This is a genomic window from Pseudomonas ulcerans (assembly GCF_036324125.1).
Taxonomy (GTDB): Bacteria; Pseudomonadota; Gammaproteobacteria; order Pseudomonadales; family Pseudomonadaceae; genus Aquipseudomonas; species Aquipseudomonas ulcerans.
Genome location: NZ_JAZDQN010000003.1, coordinates 1 through 21,258 on the forward strand (window position 1 = coordinate 1; position 21,258 = coordinate 21,258).

The window sequence follows — 21,258 nt, forward strand, 5'->3', positions numbered from 1 at the left end:
CGCGCCCGTTGGGGGCGTGGCGTTGCCCGGTTACCGGGTTGTCTCAACCCCGCCTCCTCCGCGCCAACCCCAGCTCCCACAGGGTCCGCGTAGCTTTGCCGCTCACAGGCCAGCAAAAACAAAGAACTTCTCCCGCCCGTCACCGCTCTACCGCTACAAGCCCACCACCCGGCCTTCGCCATGGACCTCGTCATCGCCCGCCCCGAAGGCCTCTACTGCCCGCCCGGCGATTTCTACATCGACCCCTGGCGCCCGGTAGAGCGCGCGGTCATCACCCATGGCCATGGCGACCACTCGCGCCCCGGCAACCGCCACTACCTCTGTGCCGAACCCGGCGCCGGCATCCTCCGCGCCCGTCTCGGCGCCGATATAAACCTGCAGCTCCTGCCCTACGGCCAGCCACTGGACCACCACGGCGTCACCCTCAGTTTCCACCCCGCCGGCCATGTGCTCGGTTCGGCCCAGGTACGTCTGGAACACCAGGGCGAGGTCTGGGTCGCCTCCGGCGACTACAAGGTCGAACCCGACGGTACCTGCGCCCCCTTCGAGCCGGTGCGCTGCCATACCTTCATCACCGAATCCACCTTCGGCCTGCCGATCTATCGCTGGCAGCCACAGGCGGAAATCTTCAGCCAGATCAACGCCTGGTGGCGCGACAACCAGGCCCTCGGCAAGGCCAGCGTGCTGTTCTGCTACGCCTTCGGCAAGGCCCAGCGCATCCTCCACGGCATCGACGCCAGCATCGGCCCGATCCTCGCCCATGGTTCGGTGGAACCGCTGAACCGCGTCTATCGCGAAGGCGGCGTACACATCCCGCCAACCCGATACGCCGGCGATATCCCGCGCAACGACCCGCTGTTGCACCAGGCCCTGGTCATCGCCCCGCCATCAGCCGGCGGCAGCAGCTGGATGCGCCGCTTCGGCGACTACAGCGACGCCTTCGCCAGCGGCTGGATGCGCCTGCGCGGTACACGACGGCGGCGCGGGGTCGATCGGGGCTTCGTGCTTTCCGATCACGCCGACTGGCCCGGCCTGCTCTGGGCCATCGAACAGACCGGCGCCGAGCGGGTGATGGTCACCCACGGCTCGGTGCAGGTGCTGGTGCGCTACCTCAAGGAACAGGGCCTCGACGCCCGTGGTTTCGTCACCGAATACGGCGAGGAAGACGATGCCGCCAGTACCGGGGAGACGCAGGCATGAAGGCCTTCGCCGAGCTGTACCTGCGCCTGGACGCCACCACCTCCAGCAACGCCAAGCTCCAGGCCCTGCAGGACTACTTCCGCCAGGTCCCCGCCGAGGATGCCGCATGGGCCGTGTATTTCCTCGCCGGTGGCCGCCCGCGCCAGCTGGTGCCGACCCGTCTGCTGCGGGAGCTGGCGGTGCGTCTTTCGGGACTGCCGGAGTGGCTGTTCGAGGAGAGCTACCAGGCGGTGGGCGACCTGGCCGAGACCTTTTCCCTGCTGCTGCCGGAGAGCGAACACAGCAGCGATGCCGGGCTGGCCTGGTGGGTCGAGGAACAACTGTTGCCCCTGCGCGGCCTGGCCCCGGAAATCCTCGCCGAGCGTCTGCCGCCACTCTGGGCGCAACTGGACCGCAACAGCCTGCTGGTGTGCATGAAACTGATCACCGGCAGCTTCCGCGTCGGCGTGTCGAAACTGCTGGTGACCCGCGCCCTGGCCCAATTGAGCGAGGTCGACGCCAAGCAGGTGGCGCAACGCCTGGTGGGCTACACCGACCTCGGCCATCGCCCGACGGCCCGGGACTACCAGGCGCTGATCGCCGCCCCCAGCGCCGAGGAACATGCGCAACGGGGTGGTCAGCCCTACCCGTTCTTTCTCGCCCACGCCCTGCAACAGCCGGTGGAACAGTTCGAGGCCCTGCTCGGCCCGGTGCAGGACTGGCAGGCGGAGTGGAAGTGGGACGGTATCCGTGCGCAACTGGTCAAGCGCGACGGCCAGCTATGGATCTGGTCCCGGGGCGAAGAACTGGTGACCGAACGTTTTCCCGAGTTCCACGCCCTGGCCGACAGCCTGCCGGACGGCACGGTGCTGGATGGCGAGATCGTGGTGTGGAAGCCGGACGACCGTGCCGACGCCATCGCCGTGCAGCCATTCGCCGTGCTCCAGCAGCGCATCGGGCGCAAGACCCTGGGCAAGAAGCTGCTGGCGGACGCACCAGTGGTCCTGCTCGCCTACGACCTGCTGGAATGGGGCGGCGAGGATTGGCGCAACCGTCCGCAGTCCGAGCGGCGGCGCCAGCTCGAAGTCGTGGTAGAGGCGTGCAAAGCCGACGTCCTGCGACTCTCCCCGCTGCTGCACGGCCGCGACTGGGCCGACCTGGCGCGCCAGCGCGAAGCATCGCGCAGCCTCGGCGTGGAAGGCCTGATGCTCAAGGCCCGCGACGCGCTGTACGGGGTTGGCCGGACCAAGGACATGGGCGTGTGGTGGAAGTGGAAGATCGACCCCTTCACCGTCGATGCCGTACTGATCTACGCCCAGCGCGGGCACGGGCGGCGGGCCAGCCTGTACAGCGACTACACCTTCGCCGTGTGGGATGGCCCGGTGGGCGCGCCGGAACGCAGCCTGGTGCCGTTCGCCAAGGCCTATTCCGGGTTGAGCGACGCCGAGATGCGCAGCGTCGACGGGATCATCCGCAAGACCACCGTCGAGACCTTCGGGCCGGTGCGCAGCGTGACGCCGAGCATGGTCTTCGAGCTGGCCTTCGAAGGGATCGCCCTGTCGAAGCGGCACAAGAGCGGGATCGCCGTGCGTTTCCCGCGGATGCTCAGGTGGCGGCAGGACAAGCCGGTGGAGGAAGCGGATGACCTGGCGACGTTGCAGGCATTGTTGAGTTAGCAGGCTGATCCCATCAAACACGAACCCCACGCAAACCACGCAAGGCCAGCAGCGCAAACACCAGCACCAGCCCCGCCACCGCTCCACTGGTCACGCTCACCCCTTCCCGGAACGCACCATTGACCGCCTGCACCAGCTCCGTTCCACCCGCCAGCGCATGCGCCCCGCCGAGCGTCGCGGCCGCCTCGGACAGCCCCTGCGGCACGTCCAGCGACAACCGGTACACCGCAGCCACCGCCCCGCCAATCAAGGTCGTGCCCAGCACCACCCCCACCTCGTAGGCCGTCTCGCTGACCGACGATGCACTGCCTGCCTTGTGCGCCGGCACGCTGCACAGCACCAGGTCGTTGGACACCGTGGTGATCGCCGCAACGCTGACATTCAGCAGCAGGAACGCGATGCCCAGGCTCAATACGCTGGCCTCCACCAGCGCCATCAGCGCGAAGGCCCCCGCCGCCAGCAGCAGGCAGCCGCTGATCAACTGGTTGGGGGCCATCCGCTGCGCCACCGGCACGATGGCCATCCCCGCTACCATCGCCAGCACCTGCCCCGGCACCAAGATCAGGCAGGCCGCCAGCGGCGACAGGCCGAATACCAGTTGCAGCAGTTGCGTGGCGAAGAAGATGAAGCCGATCAACAAACCCAGGCTGACCAGGTTCACCAGGATCGACACGCTGAACGCCCGCCGCCGGAACAGGCGCAGGTCCAGCAACGGTTCCTCCAGTTGCAATTGCCGGCGCACGAACGCCATGCCCCAGGCGATCCCCGCCAGCAGACACAACGCCGCCTGGGCGTCGAAGCCGCGGGTCGCCCCGTGCTTGAGGGCGAGCATCAGGCAGGTCATGGCCGCCAGGCTGAGCAGAATGCTGGCAACATCCACCGCCGGCCCCCGCTCCCGCTCGGTTTCCGCGATGGAAGGCGCCAGCAGCAACACCGGCAGCAGGAACGGCAGCGCCACCAGGAACACCGACGGCCAGTCGAAGAACTGCAACAGCACACCGCCGAGCAACGGACCCAGCGCCGAGCCGATGGTCAGGCAGGTGGCCCACACCGCTACCGCCACGCGGCGTTCCTCTCGGTCTTCAAAGGCGCCGCGGATCAGCGCAAGGGTCGCCGGCAGGATCATCGCGCCGAATACCCCGAGCAGCGCACGCCCGGCAATCAGTTGCCAGTCCTGCTGCGACAGCGCCAGCAACAGCGAGACCACGGCAAAACCACCACAGCCGATGAACAGCAGGCGCCGATGACCGAAGCGGTCGCCGCAGCCGCCCATGGTCACCAGCAATCCGGCCAGTACCAGCGAATAGGCATCGATCATCCACAACTGGGCGGCGGCGGATGGGCTGAGGGTCGCGGCGATGCGCGGCAGGGCGAAGTTGAGGATGGTGTTATCGATGGTGACCAGCAGGACCGGCAGCATGATCACCAGCAACGCCGCTCCCTTGCTGCGGTCCTTGAGCATCGATAACAGAGGGCTTGCCGCTTCGGACATCGTCCATCTCTCCCTGAGACATGTTCAACAGATTGAAAAGCCGCGCGCAGGTGCGCCCGTGCGCCGCCACGCCAGGCCCGAGCCAGTCGCGCACCGCATCCAGTTCGGCGGCGAAGGCATCCGGCGTGTCCTGGCGACAGAATTGATGCAAAAGGTCGAGTCCACCGGCCAGGTACTCGCGCTGGCGTGCGCCATGGCGGTTGTGGCGCTGGATATCCCAGTAGGTCTGCGGCGGGTTGTGCAGGATCCGCGCGGCCAGGCCGAGTAGGGTCTGCATCGGCGGCGGCGCCAGGGCGGCGAGCATCGCGGGATCGCACTCGCTGCGCTGTACCGCGAAGGCGAAGGCCAGCACTGCCGCGTGGGGCAGCGTCTGGCACACCGCCAGGGTGCGGTCGTGTTCCTCCGGATGCAGTCGCGAGACGCGCATGCCATGCCCCTCCAGCAACCCGGCGAACCAGTCCCCCGCCGCACCGGGCTTGCGCTCGCAGAGCAGCACCGGACGCCCGCGGCAGTCCAGGGTCGGCGAGAACATCGGGTTGATGCCCAGCGACGGCACGCCGGGCAGCAGCGCCATCGCCTGTTCCTGGAACGGCTGCTGCACCGAGCAGGTGTTGACCAGCAGGCGCAACGACGGCATCGACCGGGCGTAGCGCTGCAGGACCTGCAAGGCCACGTCTTCGGGCAATGCCAACACCAGGGTGGTGACGCCCTGTAGTAACTCCGGCGCCTGCTCAGGCAGGTCCAGGGCGTCCATCACCCGCTGGTCGAACGCACGCCCGGCAGGCTCGCGGTCGACCACGATGGGCGCATGCCCGGTATCGGCCAGCAGGCCGGCGATGAAACGCCCGACGATGCCGGCGCCGCCGACGATCAGATACTTGTCCAAGGCTCAGCTCCTGATGCTGTGGAAGGGCACGCTGGCCTTGACCAGCGTCTCGTGCATTTCTTCAGCCGGGTCGGAAGCGGCGACGATGGCGCCGCCGATGCCGAAACTGGCCGTGCCGTCCTTGAGCACCGCGGTGCGGATGACGATGCTCAGGTCGGTGTAGCCATCCACACCGATCCAGCCCAGCGCCCCGGCGTACACGCCCCGGGCCGAAGATTCCAGACGGTCGATGATTTCCATGGTCCGGCGTTTCGGCGCACCGGTCATCGAGCCGCCGGGAAAACAGGCGCGGATCGCTGCGAACGGAGTGATGTCGGCGCGCAACTGGCCTTCCACGGTGGACACCAACTGGTGCACCGAGGAATAGCTTTCGATGGCGAAGGCCTGTGGCACCTTCACCGAGCCGGGCACGCAGATGCCGTTGAGATCATGACGCACCAGGTCGACGATCATCAGGTTTTCCGCGCGGTCCTTGGCCGAGTCGGCGAGGTCCTGGCGCAGCGACTGGTCGATCTCTGAATTGCAGCCCCGCGGGCGGGTGCCCTTGATCGGCCGGGAGAGAATGCGCCCGCCACGGTCAATGCGCAGGAAGGTTTCCGGCGAGGCACTGAGGATGGCGAAGTCACCGCTATCGATGAACGCGCCGTAGGGCACCGGGCTGATCGCCCGCATGCGCTGGTAGACGTCCAGCGGCGGCTCCGCGCATTCCATCCGGGCGCGGTTGGTCAGGCAGATCTCGTAGGACTCGCCATCAACGATCTGACGCAGGCAGGCATCGACTTTTTCGCAATAGGTAGCGGCACAGTCGGCCAGCTCCAGGGCAGACTCGGCCACCGCTCCGGGAAAGAAGCGCGGCGGCGGGTGGCGAGTAACCTCGCGGGTCGGCTTCATGACCAGCCGCTCGCCCCACAGGTTGCACTGCCACGCCTTGCCCCGCAGGTGATCGAACACCAGCAGGTTCTGCGGCAGGTAGAACAACGCGTCGGGCAGCGACGAGACGTGGATGTTGTCGGTACCGGTCAGGGCCTTGAGTTCGTAGCCGAGGTAGCCGACCAGGCCACCGGTAAAGGGAAACGGTGCCTCGGGCCGCTGCGCGGGGCGCAATCGGGCCATGACCTGAGCCATCAGCTCGAAGAAGTCGCCGTTCAGCACGGTGCGTCCTTGCGGGCCATCGATGCTCAACTGGCGGTTTTCCATGTCGTAGGCGAACACCAGCGCCATCTCGGCGGTGCAGGCGCCCATCAGCGAATAGCGCGCCTGGCCACGATCGGCCAGCTCGCTGTCGAGCCAGAACGCCGCGCCAGCACCCGCGAACTGGCTGTCGAAGGCGTCCAGCGGATCGGGCGGGCGCGCCAGCGGCTGGCAATCGAAACCCAGGTGCAATGGACCACCGGCCACGCGCAGGGCCTCGGCGACCTCTACCTGACGCCGGTGGACCCGGCGCTCGCAGGCCAGCCGGACGAAGTTGCGCAGTACCTGGCGGCCATATTCCGAATCGATGGATTCAGGGTGGAACTGCACGCCCCAGATCGGCCGCTCCCGATGCGCCAGGCCCATCACCAGGCCGCACTCGGAACGCGCGGTAACCGACAGGCAGTCCGGTACCTCGGTGCACACCAGCGAGTGATAGCGCACCACTTCGAAATCCTGGTTGATCCCGGCGAACAGTCCACTGCCGTCGTGGCGGATGCGCGTGCGGTAACCGTGCACCGGCTGCGGCGCATGTTCGACCTTGCCGCCGAAATGGCAGTTGATGCCCTGGTGCCCGAGGCACACCCCGAGCAAGGGGATCTGCGCCCGTTCCAACACCTCGCGACAGACGCCGAAGTCCGCGATGCGGGTCGGATGGCCCGGTCCCGGCGACAGCACCACGGCGTCGAAGCGATCCAGGTCGAGTTGCTCGAAGCTGCGGGTATTGGGCAGCACCACCGGCTGTTCGCCACAGGCCTCGTAGAGGTACTGGGCGATGTTGTTGGTGAAGGAGTCGAAGTTGTCGACGATCAGCGTGCGCATCGCTCACTCCTTCGCAGGCGGCGGTTGGAGGCTTGCCATGACCCGCAATTCCTCGTTGCAGGTTTCCTCGATGATCAGTTGAAACAGTTCATCCAGGTACTCCGCACGCAGTTGCCGGGGCCCGGACAGGGCGCGCACCTGGTCGAGAGTCGAGGTCACACGCTGCGGCTGCATCATCGGCATGCCGTCGGCGGACTTGACCCGGGCGATGACCCGGCACACCTGCATGCGCTCGGCGAGCAGGTCGACCAGCAGCTCGTTGATCCGGTCCAGTTGCTCGCGGTAGGGCTGCAGCGCGTCGCAGCTCCCGGCCGCGCCCTGCCTGGCGTTGGCTGGCATGTCGAGTTCCTCCGCGATTTAGCGCTGGCCGGGGGTCCGGCTCAGTTGCAGATTGAGCTTGCGCGCCAGTTCGTCGACCTGTTCGGCACTGTGGGCCGCCGAGAGAGCGCAGCGCAGCATGGCCTTGCCGCTCTCCACGATCGGATAGAACACCGGGAACACCACCAGACCCGAGGCGCGCAAGGCGCTGGCGGCCAGGGTGCCCTGGCGCTCGTTGTCGAACAGCACGCCACGGATGGGAGCGCGCAGGCCAGCGTTCATCATCTCTTGCCCGACCCGCTCATCGAGGCGCCGTACGTTGTGCCACAAGGCCTGCTGCAACGGCTGGATCTCCGACGACAGGTGGATCTGCGCGGCGGCGACATTGGCCGCCTGCAGCGGCAGCGGGATGCTGTGACCAAATACCAACGGGTTGGCCAGGGCCCGAAGTTGCCCGGCGTTGGCTCCGGGCTTGAGCACGATGAAGCCGCCGGCACCACCGAAGGCCTTGCTCAGCGAACCGGCGACCAGGGTATTGCCCGGCAGGCGGTGACCGAGATTCTCGAAGGCGTAGCCGGCGCCGTAGCGACCGGTGATGGAGATCCCATGGGCATCGTCGACGTAGAGAAAACCGTTGTACCGCTGAAGGCGTTGGGCGAGTTCGGCCACCGGCAGCAGGCCGGACATCGAGCCGACGCCATCGATCAGCAGCACCGGGCTCAGGCGCTCGCGGTCACAGCAAGCCAGGACTTCGTCAAGGCCGTCGCTGTCCGCGACATCGACCCGGCGTACCGTGCCGAACTGGGCCAGCACACCGCGCAGCACCTGCATCGAGGCATGGGCGGTGCGGTCCACCAGCCACATCACCCCGCCTTCCCGGGTTGGATAGCCATCCATGCCACCGCTGCCCAGCAACGGCAGCACACCCAGATGGGCGTTGCTGGTGGAACTGAACACGGTGACGCTGCAGCCACCATAGATATCGCCAAGCAGTTGCTCCAACTGGCGCAGGTACACAGGGCTCATCGCCCCGCGGCTGGCGGACAGGTGTACACCAAAGCGCTCCAGCGCCACCTGGGCGGCAAGTACCAGGGCCGGATGATTTTCCAGGCCGAGGTAGGAGCAGGAGACGAACTCGGTGCAGGTCGTCCCGTCCAGCAGGGTCAGTTGCTTGCCGTTGCGGGCGACCACCTCGAAGCCGGTCAGGCCTTCAGCCACCGCACTGTCCAGTACGCCACTGGTGCGCTGACGGCGGACGTCCATCCAGTTGCTGGTGCTGCACGACGGCAAGTGCGGCTGGTTGTTCATGGCATTCTCCCTACGGTGAAGACGGAGGGTCCCGTCGCGTCGCTGAAGTCGTCGTCCTGGCAATGCCGTATCGCCTCGAAGCGGTGCTCGTCGAGGGCTGCGGCAACCTGTTCGCGTTGCGCCTCGCCATGTTCCAGCAGGAGCACGCCGCCCGGACGCAGCAGCGTCGCGGCAACCCGAGCACTGGCGGCAATCAGCTCGACTCCTTCTTCGCGGGCATAGATGGCGCCTGGAGGATGGTGCCTGCTCCACTCCGGCAGCAGCTCGGCGCCTGGCGGGACGTAGGGCGGATTGCTCACCACCAGATCGACGCAACGGCGCGCCGGGGAAAGGCTGTCCGGCCGGGTGATGTCCCCCGCGTACAGGCTGACCTCGCGTTGCGCGCCGAGACGCTGGATATTGCGCCGCAGATAGGCCTGGGCGGTGCAGTCGCTGTCGACGCAGACCGTGCGTGCACCGCTGCCTGCCCAGATCGCCAGGCCGATGGCTCCGACCCCGGTACACAGGTCGTACACGGTCGAGTCACTGTTCAGCGCCAGGTTGCGCTCGATCCAGCGGACCATGGCCAGGCTCTGGCGGCGCGGCACGAAGGCGCCGCTGCCCACCAGCAGGCGCTGTTCGCCAAAGTCGACATAGCCGAGGACATGGCCCAGCGGAATGCGCGTGCAGCGCTCGGCGACATCCGCGCGAAAGGCATCCAGGCGCCGCGCGTCCAGCGCTCGGTCACCACTGAAATGCTTGTCGGTGAGGGCCCGCAGGTCGCCGACCGGGTCCCACAGGCCGGCGCTGCTCAAGTCGCGCAGGGCCATCGCCTGATGGTGCTCGAATGCACTGAGGATCATGACCAGGCCTCGTAGTAGCGAGCTAACCGCTCGTACATCGAGCGGTACAGCCAGGAGAAGGCCACCAGTTCCGGTGGCGGGGTATGCCGTGGGTGCAGCGATGTGATCAGGCGCGTGTAGTTCTCGCTCATGCCCTGGTCCAGCAGTGGCATCCAGTAAGGCTTGATGTTCCAGCGGTACTCATAGCCGGTGGCGAACATCTGCCGCACGGTCTCCGCCACCGTCTCGTCCCGCGGCAGACCGGCCAGGGGCGCGCGCAGCGGGGTGAAGCAAGACAGGTCGAGGCTGTGGTCGAGGCCTTCGATGCGATCGGCGATCCAGCTCGCCAGCAGTGGCGACTGGTGCAGGCCGTCGCGGTAGGTGCCGGTCACCAGCCACAGGCCGTCGTAGTCGCAGGCGCCGATCAGCGGGAAGCCGTCGGCGGCGATCGGCCGGTTGCCGACCTGGATGTCGACGATGGCGGCGTCGTGCAGGTCGAGGTTGAGCTGGTCGACGGCGCAGTCGAGGAGGAACTGCACGTCGGACACCTGGGCGTGACGCCGTGGCTGCTCGGCGAGGATATTCGTCGCGCCGATGTACAGCAGGTCATCGCCCCGCGGCACGCAGTGCAGGCCGCAGGCGAAGGCGCGGTTGGGTGTGCGAATCACGGTTTGCGGCGATTTTTGTCCGGGGCGCAGGCGCAGCAGGATGGACACGCCGTAGCCGGCGAAGAGCGGCGGTATGTGCCGCTGGATTTCCTCCAGGCCGTCGAGCAGATCCAGGGAGTGCACACCGGCGGCCACCACCACGTGCCGCGCCGGTAGGTGGCGACCGTCTTCGAGGGCCACGCCGGTGGCGCTCCAGCCCTCGCTGAGGACCCGGCGGGCATTGCCGTCGATGATCTCGCCGCCACAGCCGAGCAAGGCGGCATCGAGCTTGTCCAGGAGCAAGTGGGCGTCGATGGCGTTCTCGTCGGGGATCAGCAGGGCCTGCATCGGCCGCACCAGGTCGTTGGCCCGGACCCAGTCCAGTTCGCCAGGGGCCACCGGGGTGTAGAAAGTCTGGTAGTCACGCAGCGCCTGTTCGATGGCGGCGTAGTTGACGCTGTCGATATCGGCCATGCCGGCGGAGTTGAGGATCACATGGGTGCCGCAGGCGCTGAGCAGTCCGGCCGTGTTGCCACTGGCTCGGGTCAGGCGCTCGCTCCACTGCGCCCAGAGGCCCTTGGCGTGGATGTCCATCGCCAGTTTCAAGCGACCGTGTTCGCTGGCCAGCAGGCTGCGGGTCACCTCGCCGAAGCAGCCGTTCATGGCCCCTGCGGCACGCGAGGCCGAGTGACGCCGAGCGGTTTCTCCGACCCGGCAGACGCTGAGCCCGCGACTGGCCAGTTCAAATGCGATGGACGCGCCGACAGCACCGCTGCCGACCACGATGACGTCATGGATCATGGTTGTCTCCCGCGATAGCGAACCGAAAACAGGACGGCTGGCGCTGTAGGAGTGCAGCGCCAGGAGACAAGCTGCCGACTTGTCTCGAACCCGTCCGAATGTCCAGGGAGAACAACGCGGACAAAGGGTGGGATTGTCCATTCGCGTCATTCCACCGCTCGACAGCACGGCGCAGACACTAGGGGCATCGCCGCGGGGGAACAACTACCGGAACAGGCAGGTGAATTGGTGTAGGAAAGGTCCCGCCGAATAGCGCCTCGAAGGGGTACAACTCACTTTTACCGGGTCGAAAACACGTGTTGCCCGCGCGCGTTCACGTTAAACAATCGCCTCCAAGGCAGCTTGCCGAGCGACGGATGGCGGCCTCAGATCAGTCCCAGCGCGGCCGCCTGCGCCACCGCCTGGACCCGGTTGGGCGAGTCGAACTTGCGCAGGATGCTTTTGATGTGGAAGTTCACCGTGTGCTCGGACAGTTCGAGGATCGCGGCGATGCCCTTGGAGCATTTGCCGTCGGCGAGCCAGCGCAGTACCTGGGTTTCCCGGTCGCTGAGCTGGAGAACCCGGTGACGGCCCTCGACACGTTCGAGGTGTTCGTCGAGCAGCTCCAGCAGACTGCGCAGGTGCAGTTTCAAGGGAAGCAGCTCGGCGGACCTGATCGCGCCTTTTTGCCGGGCGACGCAGAGGATCTGCCAACTGCTGTCGCGGCCACGCTGGGTGAACGTGGCACCACTGGCGAAGCCGAAGTCGCGCAGGCTGCCGGGGGCGTCGGCCGTTTCGTCCCACAACAGCAGGCCAGGGGACGGGCAATGATCCTGAGTCGCCAGCCAGGCATCCGGATAGGTGCCAGTGAACTGCACACGGGTCTGGCTGAACGGCACCGCGCTGCGGCGACCCCAGGCAAAACGCTGGAAACCCAGGGCGCAGGTCAGGGGCGTGGTTTCCTCGAACAGCTCGTCCGGGGTCTGGCAGTCGTCGAAGCGGGAGTTGGCTTCGAGCCACCAGTGCATGAAGTCGGGGTTGGGCCTCATTGGCGCGGGTCCTGTCGGTCCTTGATGCAGGGTCATCGGCAGCACCATAGCATTCAGCCCCCACGCACCGGCAAACAGCCCCCTGCCCCATCCCCAGCGCCAAAACAGGGCATCCCCCTTCATCCCGCGAATCCTGCAACCCCCGCCTACGCGGCACTGTTGGAACGATGGTGCGGAAATTGCTATCACTGTGATGTCGGGCCGCGACCGGTAACGGTGCACGGCCACACCCAATATCCGCCGTTTCACAAGGACTACACGATGAAAAAAGCATGGCTGACGCTTTCCGCTGTTGCTCTGTGTCTGGCTGCCGGCAGTACCTTCGCCAAGGAATACAAGGAGCTGCGCTTCGGCGTCGACCCTTCCTATGCGCCCTTCGAATCCAAGGCCGCCGATGGCAGCCTGGTGGGCTTCGACATCGACCTGGGCAACGCCATCTGCAAGGAGCTGAAAGTCACCTGTAAGTGGGTTGAAAGTGACTTCGACGGCATGATTCCGGGCCTCAAGGCCAACAAGTTCGACGGTGTGATCTCGTCCATGACCGTGACCCCGGCACGCCAGAAAGCCATCGATTTCTCGGACGAGCTGTTCTCCGGACCGACCTCGCTGGTCTACAAGAAAGGCTCCGGCCTGAGCGCCGATGTTGCCTCGCTCAAGGGCAAGGCCGTCGGCTACGAGCAGGGCACCATCCAGGAAGCCTACGCCAAGGCCGTGCTGGACAAGGCCGGGGTCCAGACCAAGGCCTACGCCAACCAGGACCAGGTCTATGCCGACCTGATCTCCGGCCGCCTCGACGCCTCGATCCAGGACATGCTGCAGGCCGAACTGGGCTTCCTCAAGTCCGAGAAAGGCGTGGGCTACGAGGTGAGCGAGCCGGTGAACAGCGACCTGCTGCCCTCCAAGACAGCGATCGGCATCCGCAAAGGTAACACCGAGCTGCAGACGCTTCTGAACAAAGGTATCAAAGCGTTACACGACGACGGCACCTACGCCGAAATCCAGAAGAAGCACTTCGGCGACCTGAACCTCTACAGCGGCAAGTAACCGCCCACCCAGTGCCCGCCCGACGAAGGCGGGCACTCTTTTTTCTGCCTGGGGTTCGCGTCAATGTTCGACGACCTGCTCGCCCTGCTCGGGCTTTCCGCGTTCAGTCTGAAAGGTTTCGGCCCGCTGCTCTGGCTGGGCACCTGGATGACCGTGAAACTGTCCTTCATGTCCTTGCTGGTGTCCGTCGGCCTCGGCCTGATCGGGGCCAGCGCCAAGCTTTCGCCGATCCGCCTGCTGCGCTTGCCGGCCCAGCTCTACACCACGCTGATCCGCGGCGTGCCGGACCTGGTTCTGATGCTGCTGATCTTCTACAGCCTGCAGACCTGGCTCACCGCGCTCACCGACTACCTGGAATGGGAATACATCGAGATCGACCCGTTCGCCGCCGGGGTCATCACCCTCGGCTTCATCTACGGCGCCTATTTCACCGAGACCTTCCGCGGCGCCATCCTCGCCGTGCCCCGCGGCCAGGTCGAGGCGGCCACGGCCTATGGCCTCAAGCGCATGCAGCGCTTTCGCTTCGTGGTCTTCCCGCAGATGATGCGCTTCGCCCTGCCGGGCATCGGCAACAACTGGATGGTCATGCTCAAGGCCACCGCGCTGGTCTCGATCATCGGCCTCGCCGACCTGGTCAAGGCCGCCCAGGACGCCGGCAAGAGCACCTACCAACTGTTCTATTTCCTGGTCGTGGCGGCGCTGATCTACCTGGTGATCACCAGCGTCTCGAACCTGGTCCTGCGCTGGCTGGAGCGGCGCTATAACGTCGGCACCCGGGAGGCGCTGCGATGATCGAACTGCTGCAGGAATACTGGCGCGCCTTCCTCTACACCGACGGCACCAACATCACCGGCCTGGCCATGACCATGTGGCTGCTCAGCGCCTCGCTGGCGTTCGGCTTCATCGTCTCCATCCCGCTGTCCATCGCCCGGGTCTCGCGGCGCTTCTGGATCCGCTGGCCGGTACAGTTCTACACCTACCTGTTCCGCGGCACGCCGCTCTACATCCAGCTGCTGATCTGCTACACCGGGATCTACAGCATCGCCGCGGTGCGCGAACAACCGCTGCTGGACGCCTTCTTCCGCGATGCGATGAACTGCACCATCCTCGCCTTCGCCCTGAACACCTGCGCCTACACCACGGAGATCTTCGCCGGGGCGATCCGCAGCATGAACCATGGCGAGATCGAGGCGGCCAAGGCCTACGGCCTGCATGGCTGGAAGCTCTATGCTTACATCATCATGCCGTCCGCGCTGAGGCGCTCGCTGCCGTTCTACAGCAACGAGGTGATCCTGATGCTGCACTCGACCACCGTGGCCTTCACCGCCACCGTGCCGGATATCCTGAAAGTGGCCCGGGATGCCAACTCGGCCACCTTCCTGACCTTCCAGTCGTTCGGCATCGCGGCGCTGATCTACCTTTGTGTCACGTTCACCCTGGTCGGCCTGTTCCGCCTCGCCGAACGGCGCTGGCTGGCCTTCCTCGGTCCCGCTCACTAGGACTCCACATGCACCACAAGACCCATGACCTCCTGGCGCCGGTGCCCGGCATCGCCCGCCAGATCCACAGCTTCCACTTCGGCCCGCGGGCCGGTGGCAAGGTCTACATCCAGGCCTCGCTGCATGCCGACGAACTGCCCGGCATGCTGGTGGCCTGGCACCTCAAGCAGCGTCTCGCCGAACTGGAGGCCCAGGGCCGCCTGCGCCGCGAGATCGTCCTCGTCCCGGTGGCCAACCCGGTGGGCCTGGAACAGGTACTGATGGACGTGCCCCTGGGCCGCTACGAATTGCAGAGCGGCGAGAACTTCAACCGCCGCTTCGTCGACCTCACCGACCAGATCGGCGACCAGGTCGAGGGCCACCTGACCCAGGACCCGCAACACAACCTGGAGCTGATCCGCGAATACCTGCGCCGCGGCCTCGACGCCCATCCGGCGAACACGCCGCTGCAGTCGCAGCGCCTGACCCTGCAACGCCTGGCCTGCGATGCCGACATGGTGCTCGACCTGCACTGCGATTTCGAAGCGGTGGAACACCTCTACACCACGCCGGAAGCCTGGGCCCAGGTCGAACCGCTGTCGCGCTACCTCGGGGTACAGGCCAGCCTGCTCGCCACCGATTCCGGCGGGCAGTCGTTCGACGAGTGCTTCACCCTGGTCTGGTGGCAGTTGCAGCAGCGCTTCGGCAAGCAGTTCCCGATTCCCATGGGCAGCTTCTCGGTGACCGTCGAGCTGCGCGGCCAGGGGGATGTCAGCCATCCGCTGGCCGAGGCCGACTGCACGGCGATCCTGCAGTACCTGACCCGCTTCGGTGCCATCGAAGGCGAACCGGCACCGCTGCCACCGCTGCTCTACCCCGCCACCCCGCTGGCTGCGGTGGAGCCGGTGGCGACGCCGCTGGGCGGGCTGCTGGTGTTCCATGTCGCCCCCGGGCAGTACCTGGAAGCCGGGCAACTGGTGGCCGAGGTCATCGACCCGCTGAGCGACCGTGTCACGCCGGTGCACAACATCCAGGCCGGCCTGCTCTACGCCCGTTCGCTGCGGCGCATGGCCACCGCCGGCATGGTCATCGCCCATGTCGCCGGACGCGAGGCCTACCGTAGCGGTTATCTGCTGTCGCCATGAGGGAACGTGCGTGTACAAACTGACCATCGAAGACCTGCACAAGAGCTACGGCGAGCACAAGGTGCTCAAGGGCGTGTCGCTGCAGGCGAAGAGCGGCGACGTGATCGCCCTGATCGGCGCCAGCGGCTCGGGCAAGAGCACCTTCCTGCGCTGCATCAACTTCCTCGAACAGCCCGATGACGGGCGCATGACCCTGGATGGCAAGGACATCCGCATGGTCCACGATCGCCACGGCATGCACGTGGCCGACGCCGACGAGCTGCAGCGCCTGCGCACGCGGCTGGCCATGGTGTTCCAGCACTTCAACCTGTGGAGCCACCTCAGCGTCCTGGAAAACATCTGCATGGCGCCCCGGCGGGTGCTCGGCGTGAGCAAGCAGGAGGCCGAGGAACGAGTGCGGCGCTACCTGGACAAGGTCGGCCTGGCGCCGCGCGTGGCCGAGCAGTATCCGGCGTTCCTCTCCGGCGGCCAGCAGCAACGGGTGGCCATCGCCCGCGCCCTGGCCATGGAGCCGGAAGTGCTGCTGTTCGACGAACCCACCTCGGCCCTCGACCCGGAACTGGTCGGCGAAGTGCTCAAGGTGATCCAGGGCCTGGCCGAAGAAGGCCGGACCATGATCATGGTGACCCACGAGATGGCCTTCGCCCGGCAGGTGTCGAGCCAGGTGATGTTCCTGCACCAGGGGCTGGTGGAAGAGCAAGGGGCGCCGGCGGATGTCCTCGGCCAGCCGAAGAGCGAACGCCTGCAACAGTTCCTGCGCGGCAACCTGAAATAAAACCAATGTTCGTGGCCGGTGGTCTGTGAAGACACAGCCCTTACCGAGCCGGTCACGCGCATGCCTGTCACGCCCAACCTCGCCGATGCCTGGTTCGCCGCCCGCGGCTGGACACCGTTCGCCTTCCAGCGCCAGGTCTGGGCGGCGGTCGGCCGTGGCGAATCCGGCCTGCTCCACGCCAGCACCGGCGCGGGCAAGACCTACGCGGTGTGGCTTGCCGCCCTGCGCGCCTTCGCCGGCAAACCCGTCTCAGACAGCGCCAAGCCCGCGCCTTTGCAGGTGCTGTGGATCACGCCGATGCGGGCCTTGGCCGCCGACACCGCTCGCGCCCTGCAAGCGCCGCTGGAAGATTCGCAGTTGAACTGGACCATCGGTGTACGCAGCGGCGACACCAGCAGCGCCGAACGCGCGCGCCAGGCCCGGCGCCTGCCCTCGGCGCTGATCACCACGCCGGAAAGCCTGACCCTGCTGCTGACCCGCGCCCAGGCCGAAAGCGACTTCTCCAGCCTGCGCATGGTGGTGGTCGACGAATGGCATGAACTGCTCGGCAACAAGCGCGGCGTGCAGTTGCAACTGGCCCTGGCGCGGCTGCGGCGTTGGCATCCGGGCCTGGTGGTCTGGGGCCTGTCGGCGACCCTGGGCAACCTGCAACACGCCCTCGACGTGCTGCTGCCCGAGGGTGGCCGCCTGATCGAGGGGCGCCAGGACAAACGGCTGATCGTGGACTGCCTGCTGCCCAAGGCCATCGAACGCTTTCCCTGGGCCGGACACATGGGCCTGGGCCAGCTCGACCAAGTGGTCGGCGAGATCGATGCCTGCCACAGCTGCCTGGTCTTCACCAACACCCGGGCCCAGGCCGAGCGCTGGTACCAGGCCCTGCTGGAGGCACGACCGGACTGGGCCGGACTGATCGCCTTGCACCACGCCTCGCTCGCGCGCAGCACGCGGGACTGGGTCGAGCGCAGCCTCAAGGAGGGCGCGCTGAAGGCCGTGGTCTGCACGTCCAGCCTCGACCTGGGGGTGGATTTCCTTCCCGTGGAACGGGTGCTGCAGGTCGGCTCGGCCAAGGGCGTGGCGCGCCTGATGCAGCGCGCCGGGCGCTCCGGGCACGCGCCTGGGCGAGCCTCGCGGATCACCCTGGTGCCGACCCACAGCCTGGAGCTGGTGGAAGCCGCCGCCGCCCGGCAGGCCCTGGCGGCCGGGCAGATCGAGGCACGCCAATCACCCCGGCTGTGCCTGGATGTGCTGGTCCAGCATCTGGTCAGCATGGCACTGGGCAGCGGTTTCCGGCCTGCGGAGCTGCTGGCGGAGGTCCGCGGCGCCTGGGCCTACCGTGAACTGCGGGACAGCCAGTGGCAGTGGGCGCTGGACTTCGTCCGCCATGGCGGCAGCTCGCTCACCGCCTACCCCGACTACCAGCGCGTCGAACCCGATGCCGACGGGGTCTGGCGGGTGGTCAGCGAGCGGCTGGCACGCCGGCATCGCATGGGCATCGGCACCATCGTCAGCGATGCCAGCATCCAGCTGAAGTTCTGGAACAAGGGCGGTGGCGGCGCCAGCCTGGGCAGTGTCGAAGAAGCCTTCATCGCCCGCCTGCGCCCGGACGATGCCTTCGTCTTCGCCGGCCGTGTGCTGGAGCTGGTGCGGGTGGAGAACATGACCGCCTACGTGCGCCGCAGCACCTCGCGCAAGGCCGCGCTGGCGCGCTGGAACGGCGGGCGCATGCCGCTTTCCAGCGAGCTGGCGGATGCCCTGGTGGCGCAGCTCGACGCCGCCGCCGAAGGCCGCTACGGCGGCGCGGAAATGCAGGCGGTACGGCCGCTGCTGGAGCTGCAACGCGAATGGTCGGCGATCCCCACCCAGCGCAGCCTGCTGGCCGAGACCTGGCATTCGCGCCAGGGCTGGCACCTGTTCCTCTACCCCTTCGCCGGGCGCATGGCCAACCTCGGGCTGGCCAGCCTGATCGCCTGGCGCGCCAGTCGCGAGCGGCCGCTGAGCGTGTCCATCGCGGTCAACGACTATGGCTTCGAACTGCTCACCCCAACCGCCGTGGACTGGCCCCGGCTGCTGCCGGCGGCGCTGAGTCCGGACAATCTTCTGGAAGACGTGCTGGCCAGCCTGAATGCCGGCGAAATGGCCCAGCGGCGCTTTCGCGAAATCGCCCAGATTTCCGGTCTGGTGTTCGGCGGCTATCCGGCGGCGCAGAAGAGCACCCGGCAGATCCAGGCGTCCAGCGGGCTGTTCTTCGAAGTGTTCCGCAAGCATGACGCCGGCAACCTGCTGCTGGGCCAGGCCCGCGACGAGGTGCTGCGCGAAGAGCTGGAGATCGAGCGCCTGCAGCGCCAGTTGCTGAAGATGAACGGCCTGCGCCTTGATCTCCACGACCTGCGCCGCCCTGGCCCGCTGGCCTTCGCCTTGGTGGTCGAGGGTATGCGCGAGACCCTGAGTACGGAAAAACTCGCCGACCGCATCGCGCGGATGGTGGCCGATCTGGAAAAGGCCGCGGACCGGGGGCAGCCTCATGCACGCCCACGTTGAAATCGAGCTCTGCGGCACGCGACTCTGGCTGCTGGCCGATCGCGCTATCTACTGGCCTGCGCGCCAGGCCCTGTTGGTGGCCGACGTGCATATCGGCAAGGCGGCCAGCTACCGTGCCCTGCACCAGCCAGTGCCACGCGGGACCACGGCGGCAACCCTGGCGCGACTGGACGCGCTGCTGGCCGCCTATCCGTGCGAGCAGTTGATCGTGCTGGGGGATTTCATCCATGCCCGCTCGGGCCGGGCGCCGGCGACCCTGGCGCTGTTGCAGGCCTGGCGGCAACGTCATGCAGGCCTGCGCATCTGCCTGATTCGTGGCAACCACGACCGCCACGCGGGCGATCCGCCTGGCGGACTGGGCATCGAGGTGCTTGACGAGCCTTGGCTACTGGAACCCTTCGCCCTGCAGCACGAGCCGACCGCGCATCCACACCGGCCAGTGCTGGCCGGACACGTGCACCCGGTCTGTGTGTTGCGTGGGCGAGCACGGCAACGCTTGCGCCTGCCGTGCTTCGTGATCGACGAGCAAGTCAGCCTGCTGCCGGCCTTCGGCGAGTTCACCGGAGGCTGGGAGGTCATGCCGGACGCGCCGGCACGCCTCTATGCCACGGGCGACGGCCTGGTCTGGCCGCTGGCGCGCTGAATCAGGCTACCGGGGCGGGTGGCGGTTCATCGGGAAGGGTCGGTTCTCCCGGCTCCATCGGCGGGGTTTCACCGGGTTGCGGCGGCTGCGGGGTGTCGGGATCGGGCTGGCCGGGGACGCCACCAGCCTGCAGGGGCGGATGCGCCAGCAGCGACCATGCCAGCATCCCGATCTGGTTGGGCTGCAGCAAAGCCAGCTTGGCGTGGATTGTGGGGTCGAGTTTCATTGGCTGCTCCTGACGAGAGCCGGCGCGCCTCGTACGCGTCGGGACGGTTCATCTCGTTGGAGTGCCGAAAGCCGGGGGAATTCCCCCCGGTTCGTCGGATCAGGTGCGAGGCAGGGTGACACCGCGCTGGCCCTGGTACTTGCCGCCACGGTCCTTATAGGAAACTTCGCACTCCTCATCGGATTCGAGGAAGAGCATCTGCGCCACGCCTTCGTTGGCATAGATCTTCGCCGGCAGCGTGGTGGTGTTGGAGAACTCCAGGGTCACGTGGCCTTCCCATTCCGGTTCCAGCGGGGTGACGTTGACGATGATGCCGCAGCGCGCGTAGGTGCTCTTGCCCAGGCAGATGGTCAGGACGTTGCGCGGGATGCGGAAGTATTCGACGGTACGGGCCAGGGCGAAGGAGTTCGGCGGAATGATGCAGACGTCGCTCTTGACGTCGACGAAGCTGCCGGCGTCGAAGTTCTTCGGGTCGACGGTGGCCGAGTTGATGTTGGTGAACACCTTGAATTCGTCGGCGCAACGCACGTCATAGCCATAGCTGGAGACACCGAAGGAGATCAGCTTGTCGTTGCCGTCGTTACGCACCTGGCGCTCGACGAACGGTTCGATCATGCCGTGTTCCTGCGCCATGCGGCGAATCCACTTGTCCGATTTGATGCTCATGGCGGGGTTCCTGAAATAGCGGGGTGAAAAAGGTGAGGCGCATCTTACCGGGACGCGCGCCGGCTTCAAAGATTTAGCCGGTATCCATTTGCCTGGCGGGACCGACGGAGGCCGCGTGCAGCGCCGTCAGTCATGAATTGCGCAAAAGGCCGTCGAGACCATTGGCACCTTGGGAAAAAAGGGTTAAGGTGCCGCCACTGTGCTGCACGTTGTCACTGAGAATCTCTACTTGATGCAAGATTTCGATCGCCCATCCATGAATTTTCTGTCTTTTTGCACTCAGTCTCGGCCAGGGCGTTCCTGAGCCGAATAAACTTTTGTCCAAGGAGACAGACCATGTCCAATCGCCAAACCGGTACCGTCAAGTGGTTCAACGATGAGAAAGGCTTCGGCTTCATCACCCCACAATCCGGTGACGACCTGTTCGTACACTTCAAGGCTATCGAAGCTGACGGCTTCAAGAGCCTGAAAGAAGGTCAACAAGTTTCTTTCGTCGCTACCCGCGGCCAGAAAGGCATGCAAGCTGAGCAAGTTCGCGTAGAAGGCTAATCGCCCTTTACCGCGCTTGATAGCT

General features: G+C 66.5%; 20 protein-coding genes. 10 read left to right on the forward strand and 10 right to left on the reverse strand.

Annotated features, from left to right (window positions below; genetic code table 11):
* Positions 1-180 precede the first annotated feature (180 nt).
* Complete coding sequence (locus V0R59_RS03580; RefSeq protein WP_330073518.1) at positions 181-1,200, forward strand: ligase-associated DNA damage response exonuclease; 1,020 nt, start codon at positions 181-183, stop codon at positions 1,198-1,200.
* On the forward strand, positions 1,197-2,855 hold the full coding sequence (locus V0R59_RS03585; protein ID WP_330073517.1) for an ATP-dependent DNA ligase: 1,659 nt from the start codon (positions 1,197-1,199) through the stop codon (positions 2,853-2,855). Before V0R59_RS03580 ends, V0R59_RS03585 begins: the two co-directional genes overlap by 4 nt.
* Positions 2,856-2,868: 13 nt before the next feature.
* Here V0R59_RS03585 and V0R59_RS03590 read toward each other — a convergent pair whose 3' ends face one another.
* The 8 genes from V0R59_RS03590 to V0R59_RS03625 form a co-directional block, all read right to left on the reverse strand.
* Positions 2,869-4,347: an MFS transporter gene (locus V0R59_RS03590; RefSeq protein ID WP_330073516.1), complete on the reverse strand. Its 1,479-nt coding sequence runs from the start codon at positions 4,345-4,347 to the stop codon at positions 2,869-2,871.
* Complete coding sequence (locus tag V0R59_RS03595) at positions 4,244-5,233, reverse strand: prephenate dehydrogenase dimerization domain-containing protein (protein WP_330073515.1); 990 nt, start codon at positions 5,231-5,233, stop codon at positions 4,244-4,246. The genes V0R59_RS03590 and V0R59_RS03595 overlap by 104 nt, the downstream gene beginning before the upstream one ends.
* A 3-nt stretch (positions 5,234-5,236) precedes the next feature.
* Positions 5,237-7,246, reverse strand: a complete 2,010-nt coding sequence (gene pabB, locus V0R59_RS03600) for an aminodeoxychorismate synthase component I (protein WP_330073514.1) — start codon at positions 7,244-7,246, stop codon at positions 5,237-5,239.
* A 3-nt stretch (positions 7,247-7,249) separates the two neighbouring features.
* Positions 7,250-7,585 (reverse strand): chorismate mutase, encoded by a 336-nt coding sequence (locus V0R59_RS03605; protein WP_330073513.1) that lies wholly within the window; start codon positions 7,583-7,585, stop codon positions 7,250-7,252.
* Positions 7,586-7,603: 18 nt separating this feature from the next.
* Complete coding sequence (locus V0R59_RS03610; RefSeq protein WP_330073512.1) at positions 7,604-8,872, reverse strand: aminotransferase class I/II-fold pyridoxal phosphate-dependent enzyme; 1,269 nt, start codon at positions 8,870-8,872, stop codon at positions 7,604-7,606.
* Positions 8,869-9,714, reverse strand: coding sequence for a N5-glutamine methyltransferase family protein (locus V0R59_RS03615; protein ID WP_330073511.1), 846 nt, complete (start codon positions 9,712-9,714; stop codon positions 8,869-8,871). Before V0R59_RS03615 ends, V0R59_RS03610 begins: the two co-directional genes overlap by 4 nt.
* On the reverse strand, positions 9,711-11,141 hold the full coding sequence (locus V0R59_RS03620) for an NAD(P)/FAD-dependent oxidoreductase (RefSeq protein ID WP_330073510.1): 1,431 nt from the start codon (positions 11,139-11,141) through the stop codon (positions 9,711-9,713). Before V0R59_RS03620 ends, V0R59_RS03615 begins: the two co-directional genes overlap by 4 nt.
* Positions 11,142-11,506: 365 nt before the next feature.
* Complete coding sequence (locus V0R59_RS03625) at positions 11,507-12,169, reverse strand: LuxR C-terminal-related transcriptional regulator (protein ID WP_330073509.1); 663 nt, start codon at positions 12,167-12,169, stop codon at positions 11,507-11,509.
* Between the two features lie 261 nt (positions 12,170-12,430).
* Here V0R59_RS03625 and V0R59_RS03630 point away from each other — a divergent pair, with 261 nt between their 5' ends.
* From V0R59_RS03630 to pdeM, 7 genes are all read left to right on the forward strand, one after another.
* Positions 12,431-13,213 (forward strand): transporter substrate-binding domain-containing protein, encoded by a 783-nt coding sequence (locus tag V0R59_RS03630; RefSeq protein ID WP_330073508.1) that lies wholly within the window; start codon positions 12,431-12,433, stop codon positions 13,211-13,213.
* 63 nt (positions 13,214-13,276) lie between these two features.
* A complete protein-coding gene (locus tag V0R59_RS03635; RefSeq protein ID WP_330073507.1) occupies positions 13,277-14,005 on the forward strand; it encodes an ABC transporter permease in 729 nt (242 codons plus the stop codon).
* Positions 14,002-14,712 (forward strand): ABC transporter permease, encoded by a 711-nt coding sequence (locus tag V0R59_RS03640; RefSeq protein WP_330073506.1) that lies wholly within the window; start codon positions 14,002-14,004, stop codon positions 14,710-14,712. Before V0R59_RS03635 ends, V0R59_RS03640 begins: the two co-directional genes overlap by 4 nt.
* An 8-nt stretch (positions 14,713-14,720) precedes the next feature.
* Complete coding sequence (locus tag V0R59_RS03645) at positions 14,721-15,836, forward strand: succinylglutamate desuccinylase/aspartoacylase family protein (protein WP_330073505.1); 1,116 nt, start codon at positions 14,721-14,723, stop codon at positions 15,834-15,836.
* Positions 15,837-15,846: 10 nt separating this feature from the next.
* Entirely contained in the window at positions 15,847-16,611 is a 765-nt protein-coding gene (locus V0R59_RS03650) for an ABC transporter ATP-binding protein (protein WP_330073504.1), read from the forward strand.
* Positions 16,612-16,671: 60 nt separating this feature from the next.
* A complete protein-coding gene (locus V0R59_RS03655; RefSeq protein ID WP_330073503.1) occupies positions 16,672-19,149 on the forward strand; it encodes a ligase-associated DNA damage response DEXH box helicase in 2,478 nt (825 codons plus the stop codon).
* Positions 19,133-19,792 (forward strand): ligase-associated DNA damage response endonuclease PdeM, encoded by a 660-nt coding sequence (gene pdeM / locus V0R59_RS03660; RefSeq protein WP_330073502.1) that lies wholly within the window; start codon positions 19,133-19,135, stop codon positions 19,790-19,792. Before V0R59_RS03655 ends, pdeM begins: the two co-directional genes overlap by 17 nt.
* A 1-nt stretch (position 19,793) precedes the next feature.
* Here pdeM and V0R59_RS03665 read toward each other — a convergent pair whose 3' ends face one another.
* Both V0R59_RS03665 and dcd read right to left on the reverse strand, forming a co-directional pair.
* A complete protein-coding gene (locus tag V0R59_RS03665; protein WP_330073501.1) occupies positions 19,794-20,018 on the reverse strand; it encodes a hypothetical protein in 225 nt (74 codons plus the stop codon).
* Between the two features lie 99 nt (positions 20,019-20,117).
* Positions 20,118-20,684: a dCTP deaminase gene (gene dcd, locus V0R59_RS03670; RefSeq protein ID WP_042122772.1), complete on the reverse strand. Its 567-nt coding sequence runs from the start codon at positions 20,682-20,684 to the stop codon at positions 20,118-20,120.
* A gap of 336 nt (positions 20,685-21,020) precedes the next feature.
* Between dcd and V0R59_RS03675 the strand changes: the two genes are divergently transcribed.
* Complete coding sequence (locus V0R59_RS03675) at positions 21,021-21,233, forward strand: cold-shock protein (RefSeq protein ID WP_316919570.1); 213 nt, start codon at positions 21,021-21,023, stop codon at positions 21,231-21,233.
* Positions 21,234-21,258: the final 25 nt, after the last annotated feature.